Origin of the sequence: Streptomyces sp. NPDC058985 (assembly GCF_042740985.1) — a bacterium.
Classification (GTDB): domain Bacteria; phylum Actinomycetota; class Actinomycetes; order Streptomycetales; family Streptomycetaceae; genus Streptomyces.
The window spans coordinates 280,382-301,627 of record NZ_JBHYJX010000002.1 but is presented as its reverse complement, the minus strand read 5'-3'; the positions used below and the strand labels follow the sequence as shown (position 1 = coordinate 301,627).

Sequence of the window (21,246 nt, the reverse complement as noted above, 5' to 3'; positions counted from 1 at the left end):
CTTTTGTGGGGGGTCCACAAAACCCCCTGCTGTTCTTCGTCCTTGTCCCCACGGGCGGTCCCGGCCGTCCTCAAGAGAGAGTGTGAGAGTGCTCGTACTCGTCGCTCCCGGCCAGGGCGCCCAGACGCCCGGCTTCCTGACTGACTGGCTCGCCCTCCCCGGCGCCGCAGACCGCGTCGCCGCGTGGTCCGACGCCATTGGACTCGATCTCGCCCACTACGGCACCAAGGCCGACGCGGACGAGATCCGGGACACGGCCGTCGCCCAGCCGCTGCTGGTCGCCGCGGGCCTGCTGTCCGCCGCGGCACTCGGTGACATCGCGGAGATCGCACCCGGCGCGGTCGCGGGCCACAGTGTCGGCGAGATCACCGCCGCCGCCTTCGCGGGCGTCCTCGACGACACCGCCGCGCTGACCCTCGTACGCCGCCGGGGCCTGGCCATGGCCGAGGCCGCCGCGGTCACCGAGACCGGCATGTCGGCGCTGCTCGGCGGCGACCCCGAGGTGAGCGTCGCGCACCTGGAGAAGCTCGGCCTGACCCCGGCCAACGTGAACGGCGCCGGTCAGATCGTGGCGGCCGGCACCATGGAGCAGCTGGCCGCGCTGAACGAGGACAAGCCCGAGGGCGTGCGCAAGGTCGTCCCGCTGAAGGTGGCCGGCGCCTTCCACACGCGCCACATGGCGCCCGCGGTGGACAAGCTCGCCGAGGCCGCCTCCGCGCTCACGCCGGCCGACCCGGGGGTGACCTACGTGTCCAACAAGGACGGGCAGGCCGTCGCCACCGGCGCCGAGGTGCTGGACCGCCTGGTCGGGCAGGTCGCCAACCCGGTCCGCTGGGACCTGTGCATGGAGACGTTCGGCAAGCTGGGCGTCACCGCGATCGTCGAGGTGTGCCCGGGCGGCACGCTGACCGGTCTCGCCAAGCGCGCACTGCCGGGCGTGAAGACGCTGGCCCTGAAGACCCCCGCCGATCTCGACGCGGCCCGCGAGCTCGTCGCCGAGCACGCCTGACAAGGAGCGCGACAGCATGTCGAAGATCAAGCCCAGCAAGGGCGCCCCGTACGCGCGCATCCTCGGGGTCGGCGGCTACCGTCCGACCCGGGTCGTGCCGAACGAGGTGATCCTCGAGACGATCGACTCGTCCGACGAGTGGATCCGCTCGCGCTCCGGCATCGAGACGCGCCACTGGGCCTCCCCCGAGGAGACCGTCGCGGCGATGTCGATCGAGGCGTCCGGCAAGGCCATCGCGGCCGCCGGGATCTCCGCCGACCAGATCGGCGCCGTGGTCGTCTCGACCGTCTCGCACTTCAGCCAGACCCCGGCCGTCGCCACCGAGATCGCCGACCGGCTCGGCACGGACAAGGCCGCCGCCTTCGACATCTCGGCGGGCTGCGCGGGCTTCGGCTACGGACTGACCCTCGCCAAGGGCATGGTCGTCGAGGGTTCGGCGGAGTACGTCCTGGTCATCGGCGTGGAGCGGCTCTCCGACCTGACCGACCTGGAGGACCGGGCCACGGCGTTCCTGTTCGGCGACGGGGCCGGCGCGGTCGTGGTCGGCCCGTCGCAGGAGCCGGAGATCGGCCCGACGGTCTGGGGCTCGGAGGGCGACAAGTCCGAGACCATCAAGCAGACCGTCCCCTGGGACCGCTTCCGGATCGGCGACGTCTCCGAGCTGCCCCTCGACTCCGAGGGCAACGTCAAGTTTCCTGCGATCACGCAGGAGGGCCAGGCGGTGTTCCGCTGGGCCGTGTTCGAGATGGCGAAGGTCGCGCAGCAGGCGCTGGACGCGGCCGGGATCAGCCCGGACGACCTCGACGTCTTCATCCCGCACCAGGCCAACGTGCGGATCATCGACTCGATGGTGAAGACACTGAAGCTGCCGGAGCACGTCACGGTCGCCCGTGACATCCGCACCACCGGCAACACCTCGGCCGCCTCGATCCCGCTCGCGATGGAGCGGCTCCTGGCGACCGGCGAGGCCAAGAGCGGCGACACCGCGCTCGTCATCGGCTTCGGGGCGGGTCTCGTGTACGCCGCCACGGTCGTTACCCTCCCCTAGGCACTCCGTGCCGGATCACGCGGTCCGGAACGGAGAGCAGCAACACTCGCCGCGACGCGGCGGGCCGCCACACCCTCTGGACAACAAAGAAGGAGCGCCACCATGGCCGCCACTCAGGAAGATATCGTCGCCGGTCTCGCGGAGATCGTGAACGAGATCGCCGGCATCCCGGTTGAGGACGTCCAGCTGGACAAGTCCTTCACCGACGACCTGGACGTCGACTCGCTGTCCATGGTCGAGGTCGTCGTCGCCGCCGAAGAGCGCTTCGACGTCAAGATCCCGGACGAGGACGTCAAGAACCTCAAGACGGTCGGCGACGCGACCAAGTACATCCTCGACCACCAGGCCTGATCCGCCGATACTCGGGCATGTCCCGAGTATCCGGGCAGACTGCCCCGCCACCCGGCGGTGGCGCCGTACGAATCCGTATCCCGTTGGAGAAAGAATTCCCGTGAGCTCGACCAATCGCACCGTGGTCGTCACCGGTATCGGCGCAACCACACCGCTGGGTGGCGACGCAGCCTCGACCTGGGAGGGCCTGGTCGCCGGCAAGTCCGGCGTCAAGCCCCTGGAGCAGGAGTGGGCCGCCGACCAGGCGGTCCGTATCGCCGCGCCGGTCGCCGTGGACCCCTCCGAGGTCATCCCGCGACCGCAGGCCCGCCGTCTGGACCGCTCGGCGCAGTTCGCGCTGATCGCGGCCCAGGAGGCATGGAAGGACGCCGGGTACACCGGCAAGGCCGGGGAGACCGAGGGTGACGTCGTCGACCCCGACCGGCTCGGTGCGGTCATCGCCTCCGGCATCGGTGGCGTGACGACCCTGCTCGACCAGTACGACGTGCTCAAGGAGAAGGGCGTCCGCCGCGTCTCCCCGCACACCGTCCCCATGCTGATGCCGAACGGCCCCTCGGCCAACGTGGGTCTGGCCGTGGGCGCCCGCGCGGGCGTGCACACGCCGGTCTCCGCCTGCGCGTCGGGCGCCGAGGCCATCGGCTACGCCATCGAGATGATCCGCACCGGCCGTGCCGACGTCGTCGTCGCGGGCGGCACGGAGGCGGCGATCCACCCGCTGCCCATCGCCGCGTTCGGCAACATGATGGCGATGTCCAAGAACAACGACGACCCGCAGGGCGCCTCGCGCCCCTTCGACACGGGACGCGACGGCTTCGTCCTCGGTGAGGGCGCCGGCGTCCTCGTCCTGGAGTCCGCCGAGCACGCCGCCGCGCGCGGTGCCCGCGTCTACGCGGAGGCGGTCGGGCAGGGCATCTCCGCCGACAGCCACGACATCGTGCAGCCGGAGCCCGAGGGCCGCGGCATCTCCAACGCCCTGCAGAACCTGCTGGACCGCACCGACCTGGTCCCGGCTGAGATCGTGCACGTCAACGCGCACGCCACCTCGACGCCGGCCGGTGACATCGCCGAACTGAAGGCGCTGCGCAAGGTCCTCGGCGACGACGTGGACCACATGGCGGTCTCCGGCACCAAGTCGATGACCGGTCACCTCCTCGGTGGCGCGGGCGGCGTGGAGTCCGTCGCGACGGTGCTCGCCCTGTACCACCGGGTGGCGCCGCCGACCATCAACGTCGAGAACCTCGACCCCGAGGCCGAGGCCAACGCGGACATCGTGCGCGGGGAGGCCCGCAAGCTGCCCGTCGAGGGGCGGATCGCCGCGCTGAACGACTCGTTCGGGTTCGGTGGGCACAATGTTGTTCTGGCGTTCCGTTCGGTCTGACCGGCGTCGCTGAACGTATTGATGGCCCGAGCCCCGGTTGAGGGTTCGGGCCATCGCCGTTGTTCGTCCGAAACATGCCGGGTGCGGGCCGTTTGTGGCTGGTCGCGCAGTTCCCCGCGCCCCTTACGGGGCTCGTTTGCGAGGCGGCGTTCTCACACGACCTGGTGGAGCCAGCGGACCGGGGCGCCCTCGCCCGCGTGGCGGAAGGTCTCCAGTTCGTCGTCCCAGGGCTTGCCGAGGAGTCTCGCGATGTCGGACTCCAGGTCGGTCTCGCCGCGCTGGGAGCGGACCAGGGCGGCGCGCAGGCGGTCCTCCGGGATCAGGATGTCGCCGTGGATGCCGGTGACGGCGTGGAAGATGCCGAGGTCGGGGGTGCAGCTGTAGCGCTCGCCCTCGGCGCCCGCGGACGGTTCCGCGGTGACCTCGAAGCGCAGCAGCTGCCAGCCGCGCAGCGCGGAGGCGAGCTTGGAGGCGGTGCCCGCCTGGCCCTGCCAGGAGAACTCGGAGCGCCAGGTGCCGGGTGCCGCGGGCTGCCGGATCCAGTCCAGGCCGACGCGCGTGCCGAGCACCCCGGCGACGGCCCACTCGACGTGCGGGCAGAGCGCGCGCGGCGCGGAGTGCACGTACAGGACTCCACGTGTCGTCACCGGAACCTCCGGGCTGAGCGGGACATCTCGGAACGGGCGGACGGCCGTGACCGGGCGGGTCACGTTGAGGGCGAGGCTACCGTGCGACGGGGCAAGGAGTGTGACGTACCGTCGGTCCCGGTGCCGACAAAGCCGCGCCATTCACCCGGCAGGACGCTTGTACGGGTGTGAGGCGTCGCACCACCGCCCCCGGGAACCCGCGGCGGGGTGTCATGGGTTGAGGACACGGAGGCACGAGGCGAGGGGTGGGACGCGTATGGGCCAGGGGACGGACCGGGGGAAGGACCGGGAGACGCGCCGTGTCCGGCGCCGGGCGCGTGCCGCGCTCGCCGTCCTGACCGCCGCCGTGCTGGGCGTGGCGGGCTGCGACGCCGTGGGCGGTGACTCCCCCGCCCCGTCCGGCAGCGCGTCGAAGCGTCCGAAGCCCGCCCCGGTCTGGGACCGCAGCCCGGACTCGGTCGCCGCGGTGGGCGACTCCATCACGCGCGGCTTCGACGCCTGCTCGGTGCTGTCGGACTGCCCCGACGTGTCCTGGGCGACCGGTTCCAGCGCCGAGGTCGACAGTCTGGCCGTACGGCTGCTGGGGAAGGCGGAGGCGGCCGAGCGGAGCTGGAACTACGCGGTCACCGGGTCCCGGATGGCCGACCTGTCCGGGCAGGTGACCCGGGCGGCGGCGCGGAAGCCCGAGCTGGTCGCGGTGATGGTGGGGGCCAACGACGCCTGCCGTCGGACGCCCTCGGCGATGACCCCGGTGGCCGACTTCCGGGACCAGTTCGAGAAGGCCATGAGCACCCTGCGCCGCGAGCTGCCCAAGGCGCAGGTGTACGTGGCGAGCATCCCGGACCTGAAGCGGCTGTGGTCCCAGGGGCGCACCAACCCGCTGGGCAAGCAGGTGTGGAAGCTGGGCCTGTGCCCGTCGATGCTGGCCGACGCGGACTCCCTGGACTCGGCGGCGACCCTGCGGCGGAACACCGTGCGGGACCGGGTGACGGACTACAACGAGGTGCTGCGGGAGGTCTGCGCGAAGGACCGGCGCTGCCGCACCGACGACGGCGCGGTGCACGCGTACCGCTTCGGCACGGACCAGCTGAGCCACTGGGACTGGTTCCACCCCAGCGTGGACGGCCAGGCCAGGCTGGCCGAGATCGCGTACCGGGCGGTCACCGCCGAGCGGCCCTGACCTGGGCGTGTCCTAGAGTTCGCACATGAACGAACTCTTCGGCACACTTTCCGACGGCACGCCGGTACACCGCTGGACCCTGGAGCGGGCCGGCGTACGGGTCCGGGTGCTGTCGTACGGCGGGATCGTCCAGTCGGTTCAGGCCCCGGACCGGGACGGGAACACCGCGGGCGTGGTGCTGGGGTTCGCGGACCTGGACGGCTATGTGCGGCATCCGGAGCCGTACTTCGGCGCGCTCGTGGGCCGGTACGCCAACCGGATCGCGGGCGGCCGTTTCCCGCTGGACGGGCGGACGTACACGCTGGCGCGGAACGACGGGCCGAACTCGCTGCACGGCGGTGAGCGGGGCTTCGACAAGCGGGTGTGGGACGTGGAGCCGGTCGGGGACGACGGGCACGGCATCCGGCTGAGCCTGGTCAGCCCGGACGGCGAGGAGGGCTACCCGGGCCGGGTGGCGGTCTCGGTGACGTACACGCTGGAGGAGCCGGGGGCGCTGCGGATCGACTACGAGGCGGTCACCGACGCACCGACCGTGCTGAATCCGACCAACCACAGCTACTTCAACCTCGGCGGCTCCGGGCACGCGGGCGGCCACGAGCTGCGGCTGGCGGCCTCCCGGGTGACGCGGGTCGACGCGGGTCTGATCCCGGTGGGCGAACCGGCGGACGTGACGGGCACACGGTTCGACTTCCGGCGGGCGCGCAAGGTCGGTTCGGGCTACGACCACAACTTCTGCCTGGACAAGGGTGTGACGGAGGCCGCCGAGGAGGTCGCGGAGCTGTACGACCCGGCGTCGGGGCGGGTGCTGACGGTGGCGACGACCGAGCCGGGCCTCCAGGTGTACACCGCCGACCAGCTGGGCGAGCCGCACGCGCCCGGTGACGGCATCGCGCTGGAGACGCAGCACTTCCCCGACTCGCCGAACCGGCCGGACTTCCCGGGCACCGTACTGCGGCCGGGCGAGGTGTTCCGCTCGCGGACCGTGTACGGGTTCTCGGCGCGGTAGCGGACCGGGTGGGCCCGGCGAGCCCCGGCCCGGCCGTCAGGTCCCGGGCCGGGGCTGTTCGCGGGGGAAGGCCCTCGCGGGCGTCCCGGTTCAGACGGTAATCGCCGATGTGATCCGGCGGTCGGCGATCGAGCGCCCGATGCCGAGTTCGTACGAACCCTTCACAAACGCCCACGAGCCGGTCGCCTCGTCCCAGACCTCGAAGGCGCGGCGCGGCAGCTCGACGGTGACCTCGGTCCGCTCGCCGGGCCCGGCCTCGGCCCCGGCGAATCCGGCGAGGGCGCGTGCGGGGCGGGTGGGGTCGGGTTCGACGGGGGCGAGGTAGACCTGGACGACCTCGCGGCCGGGGCGGTCGCCGGTGTTGCGCAGGCGGACCGTGACGGTGGTGCCGTCGACGTGGGCCGACTCGTAGGTCCACTCGGTGTAGCCGAGGCCGTGGCCGAAGGGGTACGCCGGGGTGCGGGCGGCCCGGTCCCAGGCGCGGTAGCCGATGAACAGGTCTTCTGAGTACGGCAGTTCGCCGCCGGACGGGGTGACCCGGGTGACCGGGGCGTCGCCGAGGTCGCCCCAGGTGGTGGGCAGTCGGCCGCCGGGCTCGTGGGCGCCGGTCAGGACGTCCGCGAGGGCCGCGCCGCCCTCCTGGCCGGGGAACCAGCCGAGCAGCACGGCGGCGACGTCCTCGCGCCAGGGCAGCTCCACCGGGGAGCCGGAGTTGACGACGACGACCGTGTGCGGGTTGGCGGCGGCGACCGCGCGGACCAGGTCGTCCTGGCGGCCGGGGAGCCGCAGGTCGGTGCGGTCGAAGCCCTCGGACTCGACCCGCTCGGTGGTGGCGACGACGACCACGGCGGTGTCGGCGGCGGCCGCCGCGCGGGCCGCCTCGGCGATCAGCTCGTCCGGGTCCCGGCGCGGCCCTGCGTGCGCGAGGGCGAAGGTGACGACCTTCATCCGGTCGTCGTCGGGGAGGTCGACGACGTACCGGAGGGACACGTCGACGGGCGCTCCGGCGGTGAGCCGGACCTCGGCGCGGGGTTCGGGGGCGCCGAAGAAGGACAGGAACGGGTCGTCCTTGGCGGGGCGCTGGACGCCGTCGTAGTACGTGGTGCCGTCGACGGTGAGGGTGAAGTGGCCCAGGCCCTTGATGCCGAAGGTGTGCGGGCCGGTCTCGTCCGGGGTGAAGGTGCCGGTCAGCTCGACGGTGTGCAGCCGGTCGTGGGTGACGCCCTCGGGGAGGTCGGAGCCCATCCACTGGATGTGCCCGCTCGGGGCCGACCCGGTGCCGGTGACCTCGCCGTCGGCGTCGCGGCAGACGGCGCGCAGCGTGAAACCCCGGCCCGCGACGGCGAGTTCGGTGTTCGGGTCGGCGCCGACGCAGTAGCTCAGGCCCCCGTCGGGGAGGGCCGCGGTGAGGCCGTCGAGCGGGGAGACGACGTGGGCGGGGAAGACGGTCGCGGAGCCGCCGCCGAGGACGCGGGCGTCGCGGGCGGCGGCTCCGGACAGGGCGACGGTGCCGGGCCGCAGGGGCAGTGCGGGGCCCGTGCCGCCGACGGGCTCGTTGCGGACCAGGACGAAGGAGCGGCGGGCGATCTCGCGGGCGAGGGCCGGGCCGTCGACGGCGGCGGGCGGGTCGGTGACGGCCGGTTCGGCGCCGTCGAGGGCCCCGACGCGGGCGGCGAGCCGCAACACGTTGCGCACCGCCGCGTCGACCTCGGCCTCCGTGACCTCGCCGTCGCGCACCGCCCGTGCGAGGGCCGGGCCGTACACGGTCCTCGGGCCCGGCATGGCCACGTCGAGGCCGCCCCTCAGGGCGCCGGTGGTGGAGCGGGCGGCCTGCCAGTCGGAGACGTTGAAGCCGTCGAAGCCCCACGCGCCGCGCAGCACCTCCTGGACCAGGTGGTGGTGCTCGGTCATCGTCGGGCCGTTGACCGAGTTGTAGGCGGTCATGACGCCCCAGGGGCGCGCGTCCGCGGTGATGGCCTCGAAGGGGGCCAGGTACAGCTCGCGCAGGGCGCGTCCGGAGACCAGGTTGTTCACGGTGAAGCGGTCGGTCTCGGCGTCGTTGGCGACGAAGTGCTTGACGGTGGTGCCGACGCCGCCGGACTGGACGCCGGTGACGTAGCCGGTGCCGATCCGCCCGGTCAGGTACGGGTCCTCGCTGTACGCCTCGAAGTGCCGTCCGCCGAGCGGGGAGCGGTGCAGGTTGACGGTGGGGGCGAGCAGCACGTGGACGCCCTTGCGGCGGGCCTCCTGGGCGAGGAGCACGCCGGCCCGGTGGGCGAGGGCGGGGTCCCAGGAGGCGGCGAGCGCGGTGGGCGAGGGCAGCGCGACGGACGGGTCGTCGGCGGTCCAGCGGACACCGCGCACGCCGACCGGGCCGTCGGACATCACGAGGGACCGCAGGCCGATCTCCGGCAGTGCGGGCAGGCTCCACATGTCCTGCCCGGACAGCAGGCGGGTCTTCGCGTCCAGGTCGAGCGCGGCGAGCGCCGCCCCGACCACCGCCTCCCGGGCCGCGTCCCGGTCGTCCCGTACGTCCGCCATCGCGGGCCTCCTCGTCGAATGCGTGAACGTGTGCATCCTTCCTCGCCCGCCCGCGTTCGAACCGGGACCGCCGCCGCGCCGTAGCGCGCGTCCCTCCCGTCACGCGATACTGCGGCCGTCCGCAGCGCACCCCACGGCGACGGAAGGACCTGGACTCCCTTGAGACCCATACGTGTTCAGATCGGCGTACTCGGACTGGCCCTGGCGGCGGGGCTCGCCGCCCCGGGAACGGCCACGGCGGCGCCCCCGGGGGCCACGGCCGCCTCCCCCGCTCCCACGGCCGAGGAGCGGCGGCTCGACGGGGACGTACCCCGGGAGATCCTGCGCGGCTCCGGATTCGCCGCCGTGGCACCGGCGTTCGCGCACGGGCTCGGGCGGACGGACTCCTACCGCGAGGCCCGGCGCCTGGTCGAGCGGGAGGGCTCCGCGCTGTGGCGGCGGGCCGTGGACCGGGCGCAGGGGCGCGGCCCGTCGCACGGGGCCATCAGCCGTGACGACGACCGGCCGCTGTACTGGGCGCGGCTCTCGATGACACGGGAACTGCGCACCTGGGAGCCCCGGTTCGGGCTCGGTGAACGGCAGCGGGACGCGCTCCTGGACGCGCTGGAGCGCACCTCGCGCGGGCAGTCCGACATCCGCCTGCCGCGGCGGCACGACGGCGACCGGGGCAAGGGCGTGAAGCGTGTCCTGCTCACCGGCTTCGACCCCTTCACCCTGGACCGCGACATCCGCATCTCCAATCCGTCCGGGGCCGCCGCGCTCGCCCTGGACGGCACGGTGATCGACACCCCGGACGGGCCCGCGCGGGTGGAGACGGCCGTGTTCCCGGTGCGCTGGCGGGACTTCGCGGAGGGGACCGTGGAACGGGCGCTGCGGCCGTATCTGCCGGGGGTGGACCTGTTCACCACGGTGAGCCAGGGCCGGGTCGGGAAGTTCGACGTGGAGCGGACCAACGGGGCCTGGCGGGGCGGCTTCCCCGACAACGAGAACCTGTCCCGTACGGAGACGGTGCCCGTCGCCGACCCGGCCTCGCAGCCGCAGTGGACGACGACCACGCTGCCGTACGCGGCGATCACGGCGGCGGCAACCGGCCGCTTCCCGGTGTACGACAACACGAGCGTGACCGAGATCCCGGCGGGCTCCACCCAGGCGGTCGTACGGCCGGACGGGCCCACGCCCGGTTCGACGGCCCGGGAGGGCGGCGGCGGGAACTACCTCTCCAACGAGATCGCCTACCGGGCGACGCTGCTGCGGGACCGGCTCGGGCTGCGCGGCGCGCTGCCGGGCGGGCACGTGCACACGCCGGTGCTCCAGTTCGGGGCCGGGAACACCGATCCGGCGACGGGCACGGTCACCGACCCCGAGTTCGTGCGGAACCGGCTGGACATCGTGGCGCAGGTGCGGGCGATCGTGGCCGTGGCGGTCAGTGCGCCGGGGCCGGACCGGGGCTGACCGCGGGGTCGGCGGGGCCGCCGCCGGAGCGGTCGTCGTCGCGGCCGTCGCGGGTCTCCTCGCCCAGCAGCTCACGGGCGAGGAGCGTGGCGCCGGCGACCGCGCCCGGCATCAGGAACACGGCGACGAAGGGCACCAGGAAGGAGACGGCCAGCGGGGTGCCGAAGCCCCAGACCAGCGTCTTGCGGGAGCGCAGCAGGGCGAGGCGCTCGCGCAGCTCGACCCCGCGGCGCTGGAGGGCGACGGAGGTCAGCTCCTCGGTGAGGAAGAAGCCGGTCACGAAGAGGCCGATCACCGGGACCACCGTCTGCCCGACGAACGGGATGAAGCCGAGGGCGAAGAGCAGCACGCCCCACAGGGCGGCGCGGACGAGGATCCGCAGGCTGTCGCGGCCGGAGAGCCACACCTCGCGCCAGAGCGGCAGGTCGGACTCGGGGGCGGTGCCGTCCGGGGAGACGTCGCGGTCGACGCGCTCGGACAGGGCCTCGTAGAAGGGCTGCCCGATCAGCAGGGTGACCGCGGTGAAGGTGAGGACGGCCAGCAGCAGGGCGAGGGCGAACAGGACGACGGTCAGGAAACCGCGGAAGAGCCCGAGCCAGGGGCTCGACCAGTCGTCGGCGAAGGGGGTCGTCCAGGCGACGAAGTCCGTGCCCCACATCGCGAGCGCGACCAGCGCGGCCGCGTACAGGACCAGGGTGATCAGGCCCGGGACGAGCCCGAAGCCGTAGCTCTTGCCGTGCCGGGCCACCCAGCGCTGGCCCTTCAGGAGATGGCCGAATCCCGCCCCAAGATCGCGCATGGGCGGAACTCTACCGGTCGGCGCCGCCACCGCCGCGCCCCGATTGAGTCGAACCCGCTCGTCCCGCCGTACCGATCGGTGGACGTCCGGTGGACGCACCGACCGGTGACGGGCCACGGGCGGTCCGGCGAGTGGGTGAGGAGAAGCGGATGACGCAGGAGATCCACGGCACCGTCGCCGACGGCTTCGAACGGGTGCGTGAGGAGTTCACGGCCGTCGTGACCGGGGAACCGGCCGACCACGAGGGCCAGTTGTGCGTGTACGTGCACGGGCGCCGGGTCGTCGACCTGTGGACCGGCGACGGCGCGGGGGCGGATTCGCTGTACGCGGTGCACACCGCCACCCTGGGCGCCGCGCACCTGGTGGCCGCCCTGCTGGTCCAGGAGGGCACGCTGGAGCTGGACCGCAGGGTGACCTACTACTGGCCGGAGTTCGCGGCCGAGGGCAAGGGAGCGCTGACCCTGCGGGACCTGCTGGCGCACCGCGCGGGAGTGATCGGCACGGACACCGGGTTCAGTACCGCCGAGCTGGCCGACGACCGGGTGATCGCGGAACGCCTCGCGGACCAGCGTCCGTACTGGCGGCCCGGCACGGCCTTCGGATCCCACGCGCTGGTGCTCGGGGCCCTCGCGGGCGAGGTGGTGCGCCGGGCCACGGGCCACACGCTGCAGGAGGTCTACGAGGACCGGGTCCGCGCCCCGCACCACCTGGACTTCCACCTCGGTCTGCCGGCCTCGCTCGACCACCGTTTCCGCGCCGCGCGGCCGATGGTCCTCACGCCGGTGCAGCGGGCCGAGGCGGCGTGCCCGGACGGTCCGCGCTCCCTCGCGGCGATCGCGTTCAACCGGAACGCGGCGCACGGCACCTGCCTGGAGACCCTCCCCAACGAGCCCGCGGTCCGCGCCGGGGGCCCCGCGTCCGTCGGCGGGGTGGCCTCGGCCCGCGGTCTCGCGGGGCTGTACGCGGCGGCGATCGGCGAGGTGGAGGGCAGGGCGCCGCTGCTGAAGCCGGACACGCTGGCGGAGTTCGGCCAGTTCCACTCGGTGGGCTACGACCTGGTGACCCGGACGCACGGGTCGTACGGCATCGGCTTCGAGGCGACGGCGGACCTCTGGCACCCGTTCCTGGGCGCCGGGACGATCGGGCACGGCGGTGCGGGCGGCAGCCAGGGCTTCGCGGACCCGTCGGGCGGTCTGGCCTACGGGTACGCCCGGCGCCGTTCCGCCTGTCCGGGCGGGGCGGCGCCGGAGAACCAGCGGCTGGTGGCGGCGGTACACGCGGCGGCGTCGGCCTGCTGAGCACCGCGCGCGCCGCGTACCCGGGGCCGCCGCGGTCAGACGAGCGTCACGGTGATGTTGCCGCGCGTCGCCTTCGAGTAGGGGCACACCTGGTGGGCCTTCTCCACCAGGGACCGCGCGGTGGCGGCGTCCACCGCCGGGATCTCGGCGGAGATCTCGACGATGATGCCGAAGCCGTCGTCGTTCTTGCCGATGCCGACCTTGGCGGTGACGGTGGACCCGGAGATGTCGGCGCCCTCCTGACGGGCGACGACGCCGAGCGCGCCCTGGAAGCAGGCGCTGTACCCGGCGGCGAACAGCTGCTCGGGGTTGGTGCCGGCGCCGTTGCCGCCCATCTCCTTGGGCGGGTTCACGACCAGGTCGAGCTTGCCGTCATCGGTGGCCACCCGTCCGTCGCGGCCGTTCTCGGCGGTGGCGACGGCGGTGTACAGGACCTCGGACTGCTGGATGGGCATGCGGTGTCTTCCTCCTCGGTCCGCCGTGACTCGCGCCCACGACCACGACGGATTTCGGAATGACGCTACCGCATGCCGGAAGTGCAGTGAAGTCACTCGGTAAAGGTCACAGCTTGACGATCATCTTCCCGGTGTTGTCGCCGCGCAGGACGCCGAGGAACGCCTCCAGGTTGTTCCCGATGCCCTCGACGACCGTCTCGCGGTACTTCAGGGCGCCCGAGGCGACCCAGGGGCCGACCTCCTCGACGAACTCCGGCTGGAGGTCGTAGTGGTCGCCGACCAGGAAGCCCTCGATGCGGCCGCGGGTCTGGATCAGGCGGGCGAGGTTCTTCGGGCCGGGGGCGGGCTCGGTGTTGTTGTAGACGGAGATCGCGCCGCAGATGGCGATGCGGCCGTTCAGGTTGAGGGAGCCGATGGCCGCCTCCAGGTGGTCGCCGCCGACGTTGTCGAAGTAGACGTCGATGCCGTCGGGGGCGGCGGCGCGCAGCTGCTCGCTCACCGGGGCGTCCTTGTAGTTGAACGCCGCGTCGAAGCCGTACTCGTCGACGAGCAGCCGGACCTTGTCGTCCGAGCCGGCCGAGCCGATGACCCGGGCGGCGCCCTTGAGCTTCGCGAGCTGCCCCACCTGGCTGCCGACGGCACCGGCCGCGCCGGAGACGAAGACCGTGTCGCCCTCCTTGAAGGCCGCGGTGCGCAGCAGGCCGGCGTAGGCGGTGAGGCCGGTCATGCCGAGTACGCCGAGGTACGTCGACAGCGGCGCGGCGTCCGGGTCGACCTTGACGGCGCTCTGCGCGTTCACGGCGGCGTACTCGCGCCAGCCGAGGAAGTGCAGGACGTGGTCGCCGACGGCGAAGCCCTCGGCGTTGGAGGCGACGACCTCGCCGACCGCACCGCCCTGCATGGCCTTGCCCAGCTCGTAGGGGGCCGCGTAGGACTTGGCGGCGCTCATCCGGCCGCGCATGTAGGGGTCGACGGAGACGTACAGGTTGCGCACCAGGACCTGGCCCTCGCCCGGGGTGGGGACCTCGGTCTCGACGAGGGCGAAGTCCTCCGGCTTGGGCCAGCCGACCGGGCGGGTGACCAGGTGCCATTCGCGGTTGACGGCGGGGAGGGAGGGGGAGTCGGTCATGGGGCGCCTTTCGTCGTGGCCGAGATGGGCGAGATGCTTCAGGTTATGAAACAACCATGCGGCTGAACATTTCACCTTGTCAAACAAATGGGTACCCTGGATCGCATGGCCACACCACGCGACACCACGCGCCGACCCGACGCACTCACCCTCGAAGTCGTCGAGCTGATCGGAGAGGTCGTGGCCCGCTTCCACGCCGACTACGAGGAGGCGGCCGCCGAGCGCGCGCTGACCGGGGCGCAGGCCAAGCTGCTCAGCCTGCTGTCACTGGAGCCGCTGCCGATGCGGAAGCTGGCGCAGAAACTGAAGTGCGAGCCGTCGAACGTCACCGGGATCGTGGACCGGCTGGAGGCGCGAGGCCTGGTCGAGCGGCGCCCCGACCCCGCCGACCGGCGCGTGAAGGTCGCGGCGGCGACGGAGGAGGGCCGGCGGGTGGCACGGGGGCTCAGGGATTCCCTGCGGTTCGCGCGGGAGCCGCTGGCGGGGCTGTCGGAGGGGGAGCGGGTGGCGTTGCGGGACGCGTTGCGGAGGATGGTCGAGGAGAGCTGACCCTCCCTACGCTTCGAACTCGTACTGAAGCTCGTAGAGGTGCCCCGCCTTCACCATGACCGTCACCTCGACCGGGCGGCTCTCGTCGCCGTGGACGACCCGGAGGGTGCGCAGGACAGGCGTACTGCTGGTGAGGTGGAGGGCCCGGTACTGCTCCTGGGTCGGAATCCGCGCGGAGACCCGGTCCACGCTACGGCGCGCGGGATGCCCCAGTTCCGCCAGTAGTGCGGGTGCGCCGCCCTTGATCCGGCGACGCTCCATGAGCGCCGTGCCCCTGGCGACGTCCAACGGGTAATAGCAGTCGACGAGTTCGGCGGGTTCGTCGTCGATCAGGAGAATCTGACTGCGCAGCAGTGCCGTGCCGTCCGCGGGGAGGCCGAAGGCGGAACGGACGTCGGCGGGTGGGCGGACCTCCGCGACATCGCGGAGAACACTGCGGGCGTGGGTGCCGTGCTTGGCGGCCTCCGTGAGCCACCGGTCGGCAGTCTGGAGCGCGGCCGGTGACACCGTACGCTGACGGTGCTCGCGGACGGTGACCGAGGCTCCCGCCCTGCCCACCACGAGACTCTCCTCCTTGAGGAGTTGCAACGCCTTCTGCACCGTGGCGTTCGACGCGTCGAACCGCTCCTTGAGCCGCGCCGTCGAGGGAAGGCTCGCCCCTGGCGCCAGTTCACCGCTCATGATGTCGTCGCGCAGATCGGCGGCGATACGCTCGTGGAGGGAGCGACGGTCGACGCCTTCCGTTTCTGCCTGGGGCACGGTCATCCGATCTCGATCTGATAGCGCAGTCTCTGCCGTAGGGCAGGCATCACCATACGATCCACTTGGATCGGGCGGTCCTCGCGGTCGAGCGTCAGCCGGGTGAGCCGCAGAACCGGCTCACCGGGGGCGGTCTCCAAGGTCCGGCGCTCGCCCTCGTCCGGCATCGTGGCCGTGACGTCCTCGCGCACCAGGGCGCCGACGTAGCCGAGTTCGGCGAGCAGGGTGACGGCACCGCCACGGATCTTGGCGGTGCGTGACAGAGCGGTGCCAGCGGCGATGACCAGCGGGTAGAACGTGTCGGTCAGCTCGTTCGGCCGCTCGTCGAGGAGGATCAGTCGCCGGCGCACGACGACCGGCCCCCCTTCGGCTACGCCGAGCAGATTCGCGACCTCGGCGGGCGCGGGCACCTCACCGGCGTGCAGGATGCGCTGCGCCCCCCGGCGGCCCTGCGCCTCGGCCTCGGCGCTCCAGGCGTCACCGCGTCCCTCCTCCTGCGGCATCAGATACGGGAGAGACGTGCTGACCCAACTGCTCGCGCTCATACGGTCCTCCTCGCGGCCGACGCTTGCCCATATCAGGGCCCAACGTTAAGCGACTTCGCCCATGCGTTCCTCACCATCCTGCCACCTAGCTGCTTTTCGTGAAAAGCGATACGATCGCCTTCCTGTCGGACGCTCCAGCTCCCGGAGGTGGCCCCTCGTGCCCTTGTCACGAGCCCGTCGATTCCCGTGCTCGCGCGCCTCAGTGCGCGACGCCCGCGCCTTCGTCCGTGAGGTTCTGACGGACTGGGGTCACACCGATCGGCTGGACGACATAACCCTCTGCGTCTCGGAGTTGGCCACCAACACGCTCCTTCACGGAGCACCGCCCGGCAGGGAGTACTGCGTGAGCCTCGCGCTCGATGGCTCGGTGATCCGCCTCGCGGTACGGGACAGCGGCGACCGACAGCTCAATGTCGACGCCCCGGAGGCCGACTCGGAGGCGTGTTCCGGACGCGGTCTACTCCTGGCCCGGGAGCTTGCCGACGACATGGGGGTCACACAGGAGGTCGTCGGGAAGAGTGTGTGGGTGGCTTTCAAGAGCGCGGCGCCGGGTGAGTGTGCCGGGGACGTTGCCTACTGACTCACAGACCGGTTCGCCTGTACTTCCGTAATCATGACGCCGTCCGTCGCACGCACGTCAGGGCCTCGTTCAACGCCTCGCCAGATACCATCGCCAATTCCTCCAACGCCTCCTCATGGGTGTCCAGGGACAGTGCCCAGCGGAGCAGTGATCTCGCCTCGGGGGAACGGCCACGGGCCCGAGCCAGGGCCGCCAGGGCGGAGGCGTGTGCGGACGGTTCGGTGATGGTGCCGGCGACCTCGGTGGCCTGGTGGAGGCGGTCCGCCTTGACCAACGCCTTCACCACGCCGGCCAGTGCCGAGGCGCGCTTGGAGGGGTTCGGTGTTGCGCGTACCAGGTCGGCCGCTCGGTGGGCGAGACGGACGGCCTCCTCCGTGTGCTCCGCGTCCGCCAGTTCTCCCGCCAGTGCTGCCAGGGATCCGGCTACGTCTGCCAGCGTCATGGCCTGTTCGTCCTCGATGAGGCTTTCGGTAATCTCGGTGGCGTCGTCCGGTTTCCCGACCGCCACCAGCGCCCGAGCCGCGCTGGTGAGTGCCACGACGCGGTAGAAGGTGGTCGTGGCGGTACCCGCCAGTTGGACTGCCGTACGCGCGAGACGAACGGCATCGTCCGTCCGGCCCGCCTTGACCAGTTCCCGGGTCGCGCCCACCAGAGCCGCCACACGGTCGTCGGGCTCGGTGATGGTTTCCGCGAGCCGGATGCTCTCGTCGGCCCGACCTGCCTTGGCCAGCGCGTCGGCGACGCGCGCCAAGGCCGAGGAGCGCCAAGTACGGACAGACGTCGCACGTGCGAGGTCGGCGGCGGTGTGGGCGAGACGGACAGCTTCCTCGGTCCACCCCGCCCCCGCCAACGCAACAGCCACGTGCGCCAAGACAATCGCCTGGTCATCGGGATCAACATGTCCTCGGCTCACTCGAACGTAGGTATCGACGAGTTGGACCGCTTCCGCGGCCTGTTCCGTCTCCACGAGCAAAAGCGCGGCATGGCCCAACAGCCCGGCCCGGGATGCGGGTAGCTTGACTGCCATCGCCATGTCGACAGCGGTCCGCGCGACTTCCCTGGCTTCCTCCGTACGATCCACCTGGGCCAGTGCCCTAGCCACTTGCAGGCTGCTTGAGACCGTCCGGACGACGTCTGGCGCGGTGCGGGCCACTTCGATGGCGATGTCCGTGTACCGGGTCGCGTGGTCCGCCTCCCCTGCGTCCGCCATCAAGCGAGCCGCGTCCACCAAGGTCGAGGCACGGGGTCGGGGATCGTTGATCGTGGCTGCCACTTCGGCGGCACTACGGACCAGACGGACGGCGTCCTCGGTCTGTCCCGTCCGCGTGAGAACGCGCGCGACGCGCAGGAGTCCGTCGGCCCGTGTCGCGGCGTCGCCCACAATGCCGATCGCTTGGGCAGCGGCGATGCCACGCCCCGCCGCCTCGTCCGTGTGACCGGCCTTCGCCATGGTCAACGCCACGTCGCCCCATGCCATGGCCCGGTGCCCAGGATCGCTGATGGAGTCCATGAGACGGACCGCTTCCTCCAGCCGCTCCGCAGTCACCAGCAACTGAGCCACCTGGCCGAGCGCGTCGGCCCGCCCCTCCGGCTTGGTGAGATCGCCCGCCACCTCGACGGCATGCGGGACAAGGGCGATGGCCCTCTCAGACAGTCTCGCCTTGACCAGCGCTGACAGCACATCGATCACCACCGAGAACCTGTGCTCGGGCCTACTGATCGTGCGCGCAAGGCGGATTGCGTCCTCTCCCCGTCCCGTCTTCGCGAGCACGTCGGCCAGTTCGGCCATCACGTCTGCCCGCTCATCCAGGTCACTCAGGTCGTCGGCCGCCTCTACTGCGTCACGTACCGAATCGACGGTCGCCTCCGACAGCCCCACCTCTGCCGACGCCTCGGCCACTCTGACCAGTACTGCGCACCGACGCCCCGGGCCATCGATGGTCAACGCGCATCGGGAGGCTTCGTCGCCTCGCCCCGCCTTCGCCAGCACACACGCGACCTGTCGCAGTACCATGACCCGCTCTTCCAGATCGCCCAGGCCACCGGTACCGTTCGCGGCGTCACGAGCCAGGTCGACAGCCTCCTTCGTCCGCCCTGCGTTCATCAGCGCCTCAGCCACCACGGCTGACGCCCAAGATCGCCGAGGGGAGTCGGTAAGTGCGCGAACCACATCGACCATCTCGGTGACCAGGGAGGCGGCTTCCTCCGTGTGCCCCGCCTCCATCTGTACTTGCATCACGGCGGCCATCACCTCGACTCGACTCGCCGGGTCACCGAACGCACGCGCCGTCTCGGCCGCTTCGCGGGTAACGTCAACGGTCCAATTCGGTCGGCCTGCTCGGACCAGTTTCCGCGCCGCCTCGACGAATGCGGTGCTCCGCATCCTCACATCGCTGATCGTGCGGGCCAGTTCCGCGGCGTCAGCAACCTGTTCCGCATCCGCCAACGCAACGACGCAGTGAAACAGCGCCTGGTCACGGACCGCAGGGCGGATCAAGGCATGTACAGCCCTCAAGACCAACTGTTCTTCCCCGATCACCAATGCTTCGCGGAGAACGTTCGTGAACAACCAGCACTCCTGCGGGGAGAATTCGACCCTGGCACCGAGCAGCGCCGCTGCCTTGCGGACGTGCCCGAGCTTGGCCAGCACGTGGATGGCCTCGATCGGAAAGCTCAGTGCTTTGTGCTTGAGTTCGTCGCGGAAGTACGAGAGGCGCACACAGGAAACGAGGTCCGCTTCCGGCTCCGCCCTGTGCAGCGTGAAGGCATCGGCGATCTCGGTGAGGGCTTCGGTGTCGCTTCCGGTGGTGTGCCACAGCCGCTCGTGCCGTGCCGGATCGGTCGCCAGCCGCGTAAGCCGTGCGGTGTCCCGCTGTTCGCGCAGCATCTGCGGGTAACCCTTCAGCGCGTATTCGGGAGTGTCCTGAGGCCACCCTCTGTCCCGGTACGCGTCGATCAGGTCGTGCACACGTGTCCGGTAGGCACTCAACACAGAAGGACGCAGCAGGTGCCTGGCACTCACCACGAGTTCCTGGTGGGCGAAGGAGTACAGAGAGGGACGTCGGCCGTCGCTGAGAGGCCACTGCGCGGGGCGAAGCTGGAAGGACCGTCCTGTCGCACCGCTGAGAACCGCCTCGATCTGCCGAGGGGTCCGGTCCCCGACCAGAGGGGCGTAGTCGGCTGCGCTGAGTCCGCCTCCTGCGGCGGAGGTCAGACCGACGAGATCGAGGGGGAGGTCGCCTGCGACGATCATGTCGTTCAGATTGCGTTCGGCATCCTCTCGTACCGCACGGGCGGCGGGTGACTCGGCGAGGTCGTGGCTGATGTGGCTCGCATGCAGCGGATGACCACGGGGCACATCGCCAGGGACCGGCGGATTGGGCCGACCGGCAACGATCACTCGCAGGCCGTCCGGCGGGGTGGCGGGCAGAAGTCCAGCGATGCTGTACCCGGCGAACGCGGATTCGACGCCGCTGTCCTCGTCCATTCCGTCGACTACCAGCACGAGCCGTTGCCCCCGGCCGAGTGCCCGTTGGGCGGCGCGGCGCAGGGCGTCATGGAAGCCGCCGTAGCCGTCACAGTCGAGGTCGCTGTCCTCCAGGTAGGCGCGCAACTGCTGTTGCAGCATGGACAGGAAAGCAGTGCGGTCGGAGCGGCCGGCCAAACGCGCGGTGATGAAGAAGGCCAGTACGTGCACGCCGTCCGGAGGGTTCAGGGCGAACTGGGCCATGAGCGCCGTCTTGCCCGACCAGGCCGGGGCTAGCCATCGCCAGTAGGACGGACCGTGCGCGTGGTCGCCGAGAGCGAAGGTGCTCATCTCGGCGAGTTCCTTCTCTCTGCCCTCGAAGTGGGTGGCGGCCAATATGCGGATCTCCGCCTCGTACACCGAGAGCGGCGCCTTGCTCGCGCCGTTCACGATCACGTCTCCCATGATCGTGGTGGTGCTGTTGTGGTCGCCCGTGACGACCACGCCGAGATCCCCGTCGGCGTCGACCGCCCGCTTCCCCAGGGACACTCCCCGCTGGGCCGACGTCCTGACCGTGTCGGCAGGAGCGTCCTGGGCCGGGGCTTCAGCGGGCTTGCGCAGGCCCCGCCACCACTTCACACGTCCTCGTTCTCGTCGCCGGTGACGGCCTGGCCGATGCCACCGGAGGCGGAGACCCCTCGCTCGCCGGGTACGGCGTTGCCCGGGGAAGAAGCGGAGGCCGACGGGGCGGTGGGGGCCGACACGGGCCCGAGACGGTTGCGGTCGCCGGTGACCGCGCGACCAATGACCCCGCCGGACTGGACCGACCGGGCCCCTGCGGTCGGAGAGCCGTTGCGGAGCAAGGCGATCACCGACACCAGCAGGGCGAGGAGGCCGACCACCGCGCCCGCCACGCTCGCCGCCTGCCCCGCGGTGTCCAGGTCCGCCAGGACCGCCACGAGCACCAACGCCACCGAGGCCAGTCCCGCCGCCACCGCTGTCACGACGATCCAGGCCCGCGCCGTCCCTGACATGGCCATATCCCCACCGACTT

General features: G+C 71.7%; 19 protein-coding genes. 10 read left to right on the top strand and 9 right to left on the bottom strand.

Annotated features, from left to right (window positions below; all coding sequences use genetic code 11):
- Window positions 1-88: 88 nt before the first annotated feature.
- The 4 genes from ACFW01_RS02990 (at window position 89) to ACFW01_RS02975 (ending at window position 3,786) form a co-directional block, all read left to right on the top strand.
- Window positions 89-1,009: an ACP S-malonyltransferase gene (locus ACFW01_RS02990; RefSeq protein ID WP_234954308.1), complete on the top strand. Its 921-nt coding sequence runs from the start codon at window positions 89-91 to the stop codon at window positions 1,007-1,009.
- Between the two features lie 16 nt (window positions 1,010-1,025).
- Complete coding sequence (locus ACFW01_RS02985) at window positions 1,026-2,057, top strand: ketoacyl-ACP synthase III (protein WP_234954310.1); 1,032 nt, start codon at window positions 1,026-1,028, stop codon at window positions 2,055-2,057.
- Between the two features lie 102 nt (window positions 2,058-2,159).
- A complete protein-coding gene (locus tag ACFW01_RS02980) occupies window positions 2,160-2,408 on the top strand; it encodes an acyl carrier protein (protein WP_234954312.1) in 249 nt (82 codons plus the stop codon).
- Between the two features lie 100 nt (window positions 2,409-2,508).
- A complete protein-coding gene (locus tag ACFW01_RS02975; protein ID WP_234954314.1) occupies window positions 2,509-3,786 on the top strand; it encodes a beta-ketoacyl-[acyl-carrier-protein] synthase family protein in 1,278 nt (425 codons plus the stop codon).
- A gap of 152 nt (window positions 3,787-3,938) precedes the next feature.
- Here the strand turns inward: ACFW01_RS02975 and ACFW01_RS02970 are convergent, their stop codons facing one another.
- Window positions 3,939-4,433: a DUF3145 domain-containing protein gene (locus ACFW01_RS02970; protein WP_122620312.1), complete on the bottom strand. Its 495-nt coding sequence runs from the start codon at window positions 4,431-4,433 to the stop codon at window positions 3,939-3,941.
- A gap of 256 nt (window positions 4,434-4,689) precedes the next feature.
- On the opposite strand from ACFW01_RS02970, the gene ACFW01_RS02965 reads away from it, so the two are divergent.
- Together ACFW01_RS02965 and ACFW01_RS02960 are read left to right on the top strand one after the other, a co-directional pair.
- Complete coding sequence (locus tag ACFW01_RS02965; protein WP_234954316.1) at window positions 4,690-5,613, top strand: SGNH/GDSL hydrolase family protein; 924 nt, start codon at window positions 4,690-4,692, stop codon at window positions 5,611-5,613.
- Between the two features lie 25 nt (window positions 5,614-5,638).
- A complete protein-coding gene (locus ACFW01_RS02960) occupies window positions 5,639-6,619 on the top strand; it encodes an aldose epimerase family protein (RefSeq protein WP_234954318.1) in 981 nt (326 codons plus the stop codon).
- 90 nt (window positions 6,620-6,709) lie between these two features.
- On the opposite strand, the gene ACFW01_RS02955 is transcribed toward ACFW01_RS02960, so the two are convergent.
- Entirely contained in the window at window positions 6,710-9,160 is a 2,451-nt protein-coding gene (locus ACFW01_RS02955; protein WP_234954320.1) for a glycoside hydrolase family 3 C-terminal domain-containing protein, read from the bottom strand.
- A 159-nt stretch (window positions 9,161-9,319) separates the two neighbouring features.
- Between ACFW01_RS02955 and ACFW01_RS02950 the strand changes: the two genes are divergently transcribed.
- Window positions 9,320-10,612: a pyroglutamyl peptidase gene (locus tag ACFW01_RS02950; protein ID WP_234954322.1), complete on the top strand. Its 1,293-nt coding sequence runs from the start codon at window positions 9,320-9,322 to the stop codon at window positions 10,610-10,612.
- Here the strand turns inward: ACFW01_RS02950 and ACFW01_RS02945 are convergent.
- Window positions 10,584-11,411, bottom strand: a complete 828-nt coding sequence (locus ACFW01_RS02945) for an EI24 domain-containing protein (protein ID WP_234954324.1) — start codon at window positions 11,409-11,411, stop codon at window positions 10,584-10,586. The two genes, ACFW01_RS02950 and ACFW01_RS02945, sit on opposite strands and share 29 nt — an antisense overlap.
- Before the next feature lie 149 nt (window positions 11,412-11,560).
- Here ACFW01_RS02945 and ACFW01_RS02940 point away from each other — a divergent pair, with 149 nt between their 5' ends.
- A complete protein-coding gene (locus ACFW01_RS02940) occupies window positions 11,561-12,709 on the top strand; it encodes a serine hydrolase domain-containing protein (protein ID WP_234954326.1) in 1,149 nt (382 codons plus the stop codon).
- Window positions 12,710-12,744: 35 nt separating this feature from the next.
- Here the strand turns inward: ACFW01_RS02940 and ACFW01_RS02935 are convergent, their stop codons facing one another.
- A complete protein-coding gene (locus ACFW01_RS02935; protein ID WP_122620306.1) occupies window positions 12,745-13,164 on the bottom strand; it encodes an organic hydroperoxide resistance protein in 420 nt (139 codons plus the stop codon).
- Window positions 13,165-13,270: 106 nt separating this feature from the next.
- Window positions 13,271-14,293 carry an NADP-dependent oxidoreductase gene (locus ACFW01_RS02930; RefSeq protein ID WP_384502233.1) on the bottom strand — a complete coding sequence of 341 codons (1,023 nt, stop codon included), beginning with the start codon at window positions 14,291-14,293 and terminating at the stop codon, window positions 13,271-13,273.
- A 105-nt stretch (window positions 14,294-14,398) separates the two neighbouring features.
- On the opposite strand from ACFW01_RS02930, the gene ACFW01_RS02925 reads away from it, so the two are divergent.
- Window positions 14,399-14,842 (top strand): MarR family transcriptional regulator, encoded by a 444-nt coding sequence (locus ACFW01_RS02925; protein ID WP_234954330.1) that lies wholly within the window; start codon window positions 14,399-14,401, stop codon window positions 14,840-14,842.
- 6 nt (window positions 14,843-14,848) lie between these two features.
- Here ACFW01_RS02925 and ACFW01_RS02920 read toward each other — a convergent pair whose 3' ends face one another.
- Window positions 14,849-15,607 carry a GntR family transcriptional regulator gene (locus tag ACFW01_RS02920; protein WP_384502232.1) on the bottom strand — a complete coding sequence of 253 codons (759 nt, stop codon included), beginning with the start codon at window positions 15,605-15,607 and terminating at the stop codon, window positions 14,849-14,851.
- The gene (locus tag ACFW01_RS02915; RefSeq protein WP_234954334.1) at window positions 15,604-16,146 is read right to left on the bottom strand and encodes a UTRA domain-containing protein; all 543 of its coding nucleotides are present in this window, start codon (window positions 16,144-16,146) and stop codon (window positions 15,604-15,606) included. The genes ACFW01_RS02920 and ACFW01_RS02915 overlap by 4 nt, the downstream gene beginning before the upstream one ends.
- A 157-nt stretch (window positions 16,147-16,303) precedes the next feature.
- On the opposite strand from ACFW01_RS02915, the gene ACFW01_RS02910 reads away from it, so the two are divergent.
- Window positions 16,304-16,726, top strand: a complete 423-nt coding sequence (locus tag ACFW01_RS02910) for an ATP-binding protein (RefSeq protein WP_384502231.1) — start codon at window positions 16,304-16,306, stop codon at window positions 16,724-16,726.
- A 31-nt stretch (window positions 16,727-16,757) separates the two neighbouring features.
- On the opposite strand, the gene ACFW01_RS02905 is transcribed toward ACFW01_RS02910, so the two are convergent.
- Entirely contained in the window at window positions 16,758-20,831 is a 4,074-nt protein-coding gene (locus tag ACFW01_RS02905) for a hypothetical protein (RefSeq protein ID WP_384502230.1), read from the bottom strand.
- Window positions 20,828-21,226 carry a hypothetical protein gene (locus tag ACFW01_RS02900; RefSeq protein ID WP_234954340.1) on the bottom strand — a complete coding sequence of 133 codons (399 nt, stop codon included), beginning with the start codon at window positions 21,224-21,226 and terminating at the stop codon, window positions 20,828-20,830. Before ACFW01_RS02900 ends, ACFW01_RS02905 begins: the two co-directional genes overlap by 4 nt.
- Window positions 21,227-21,246: the final 20 nt, after the last annotated feature.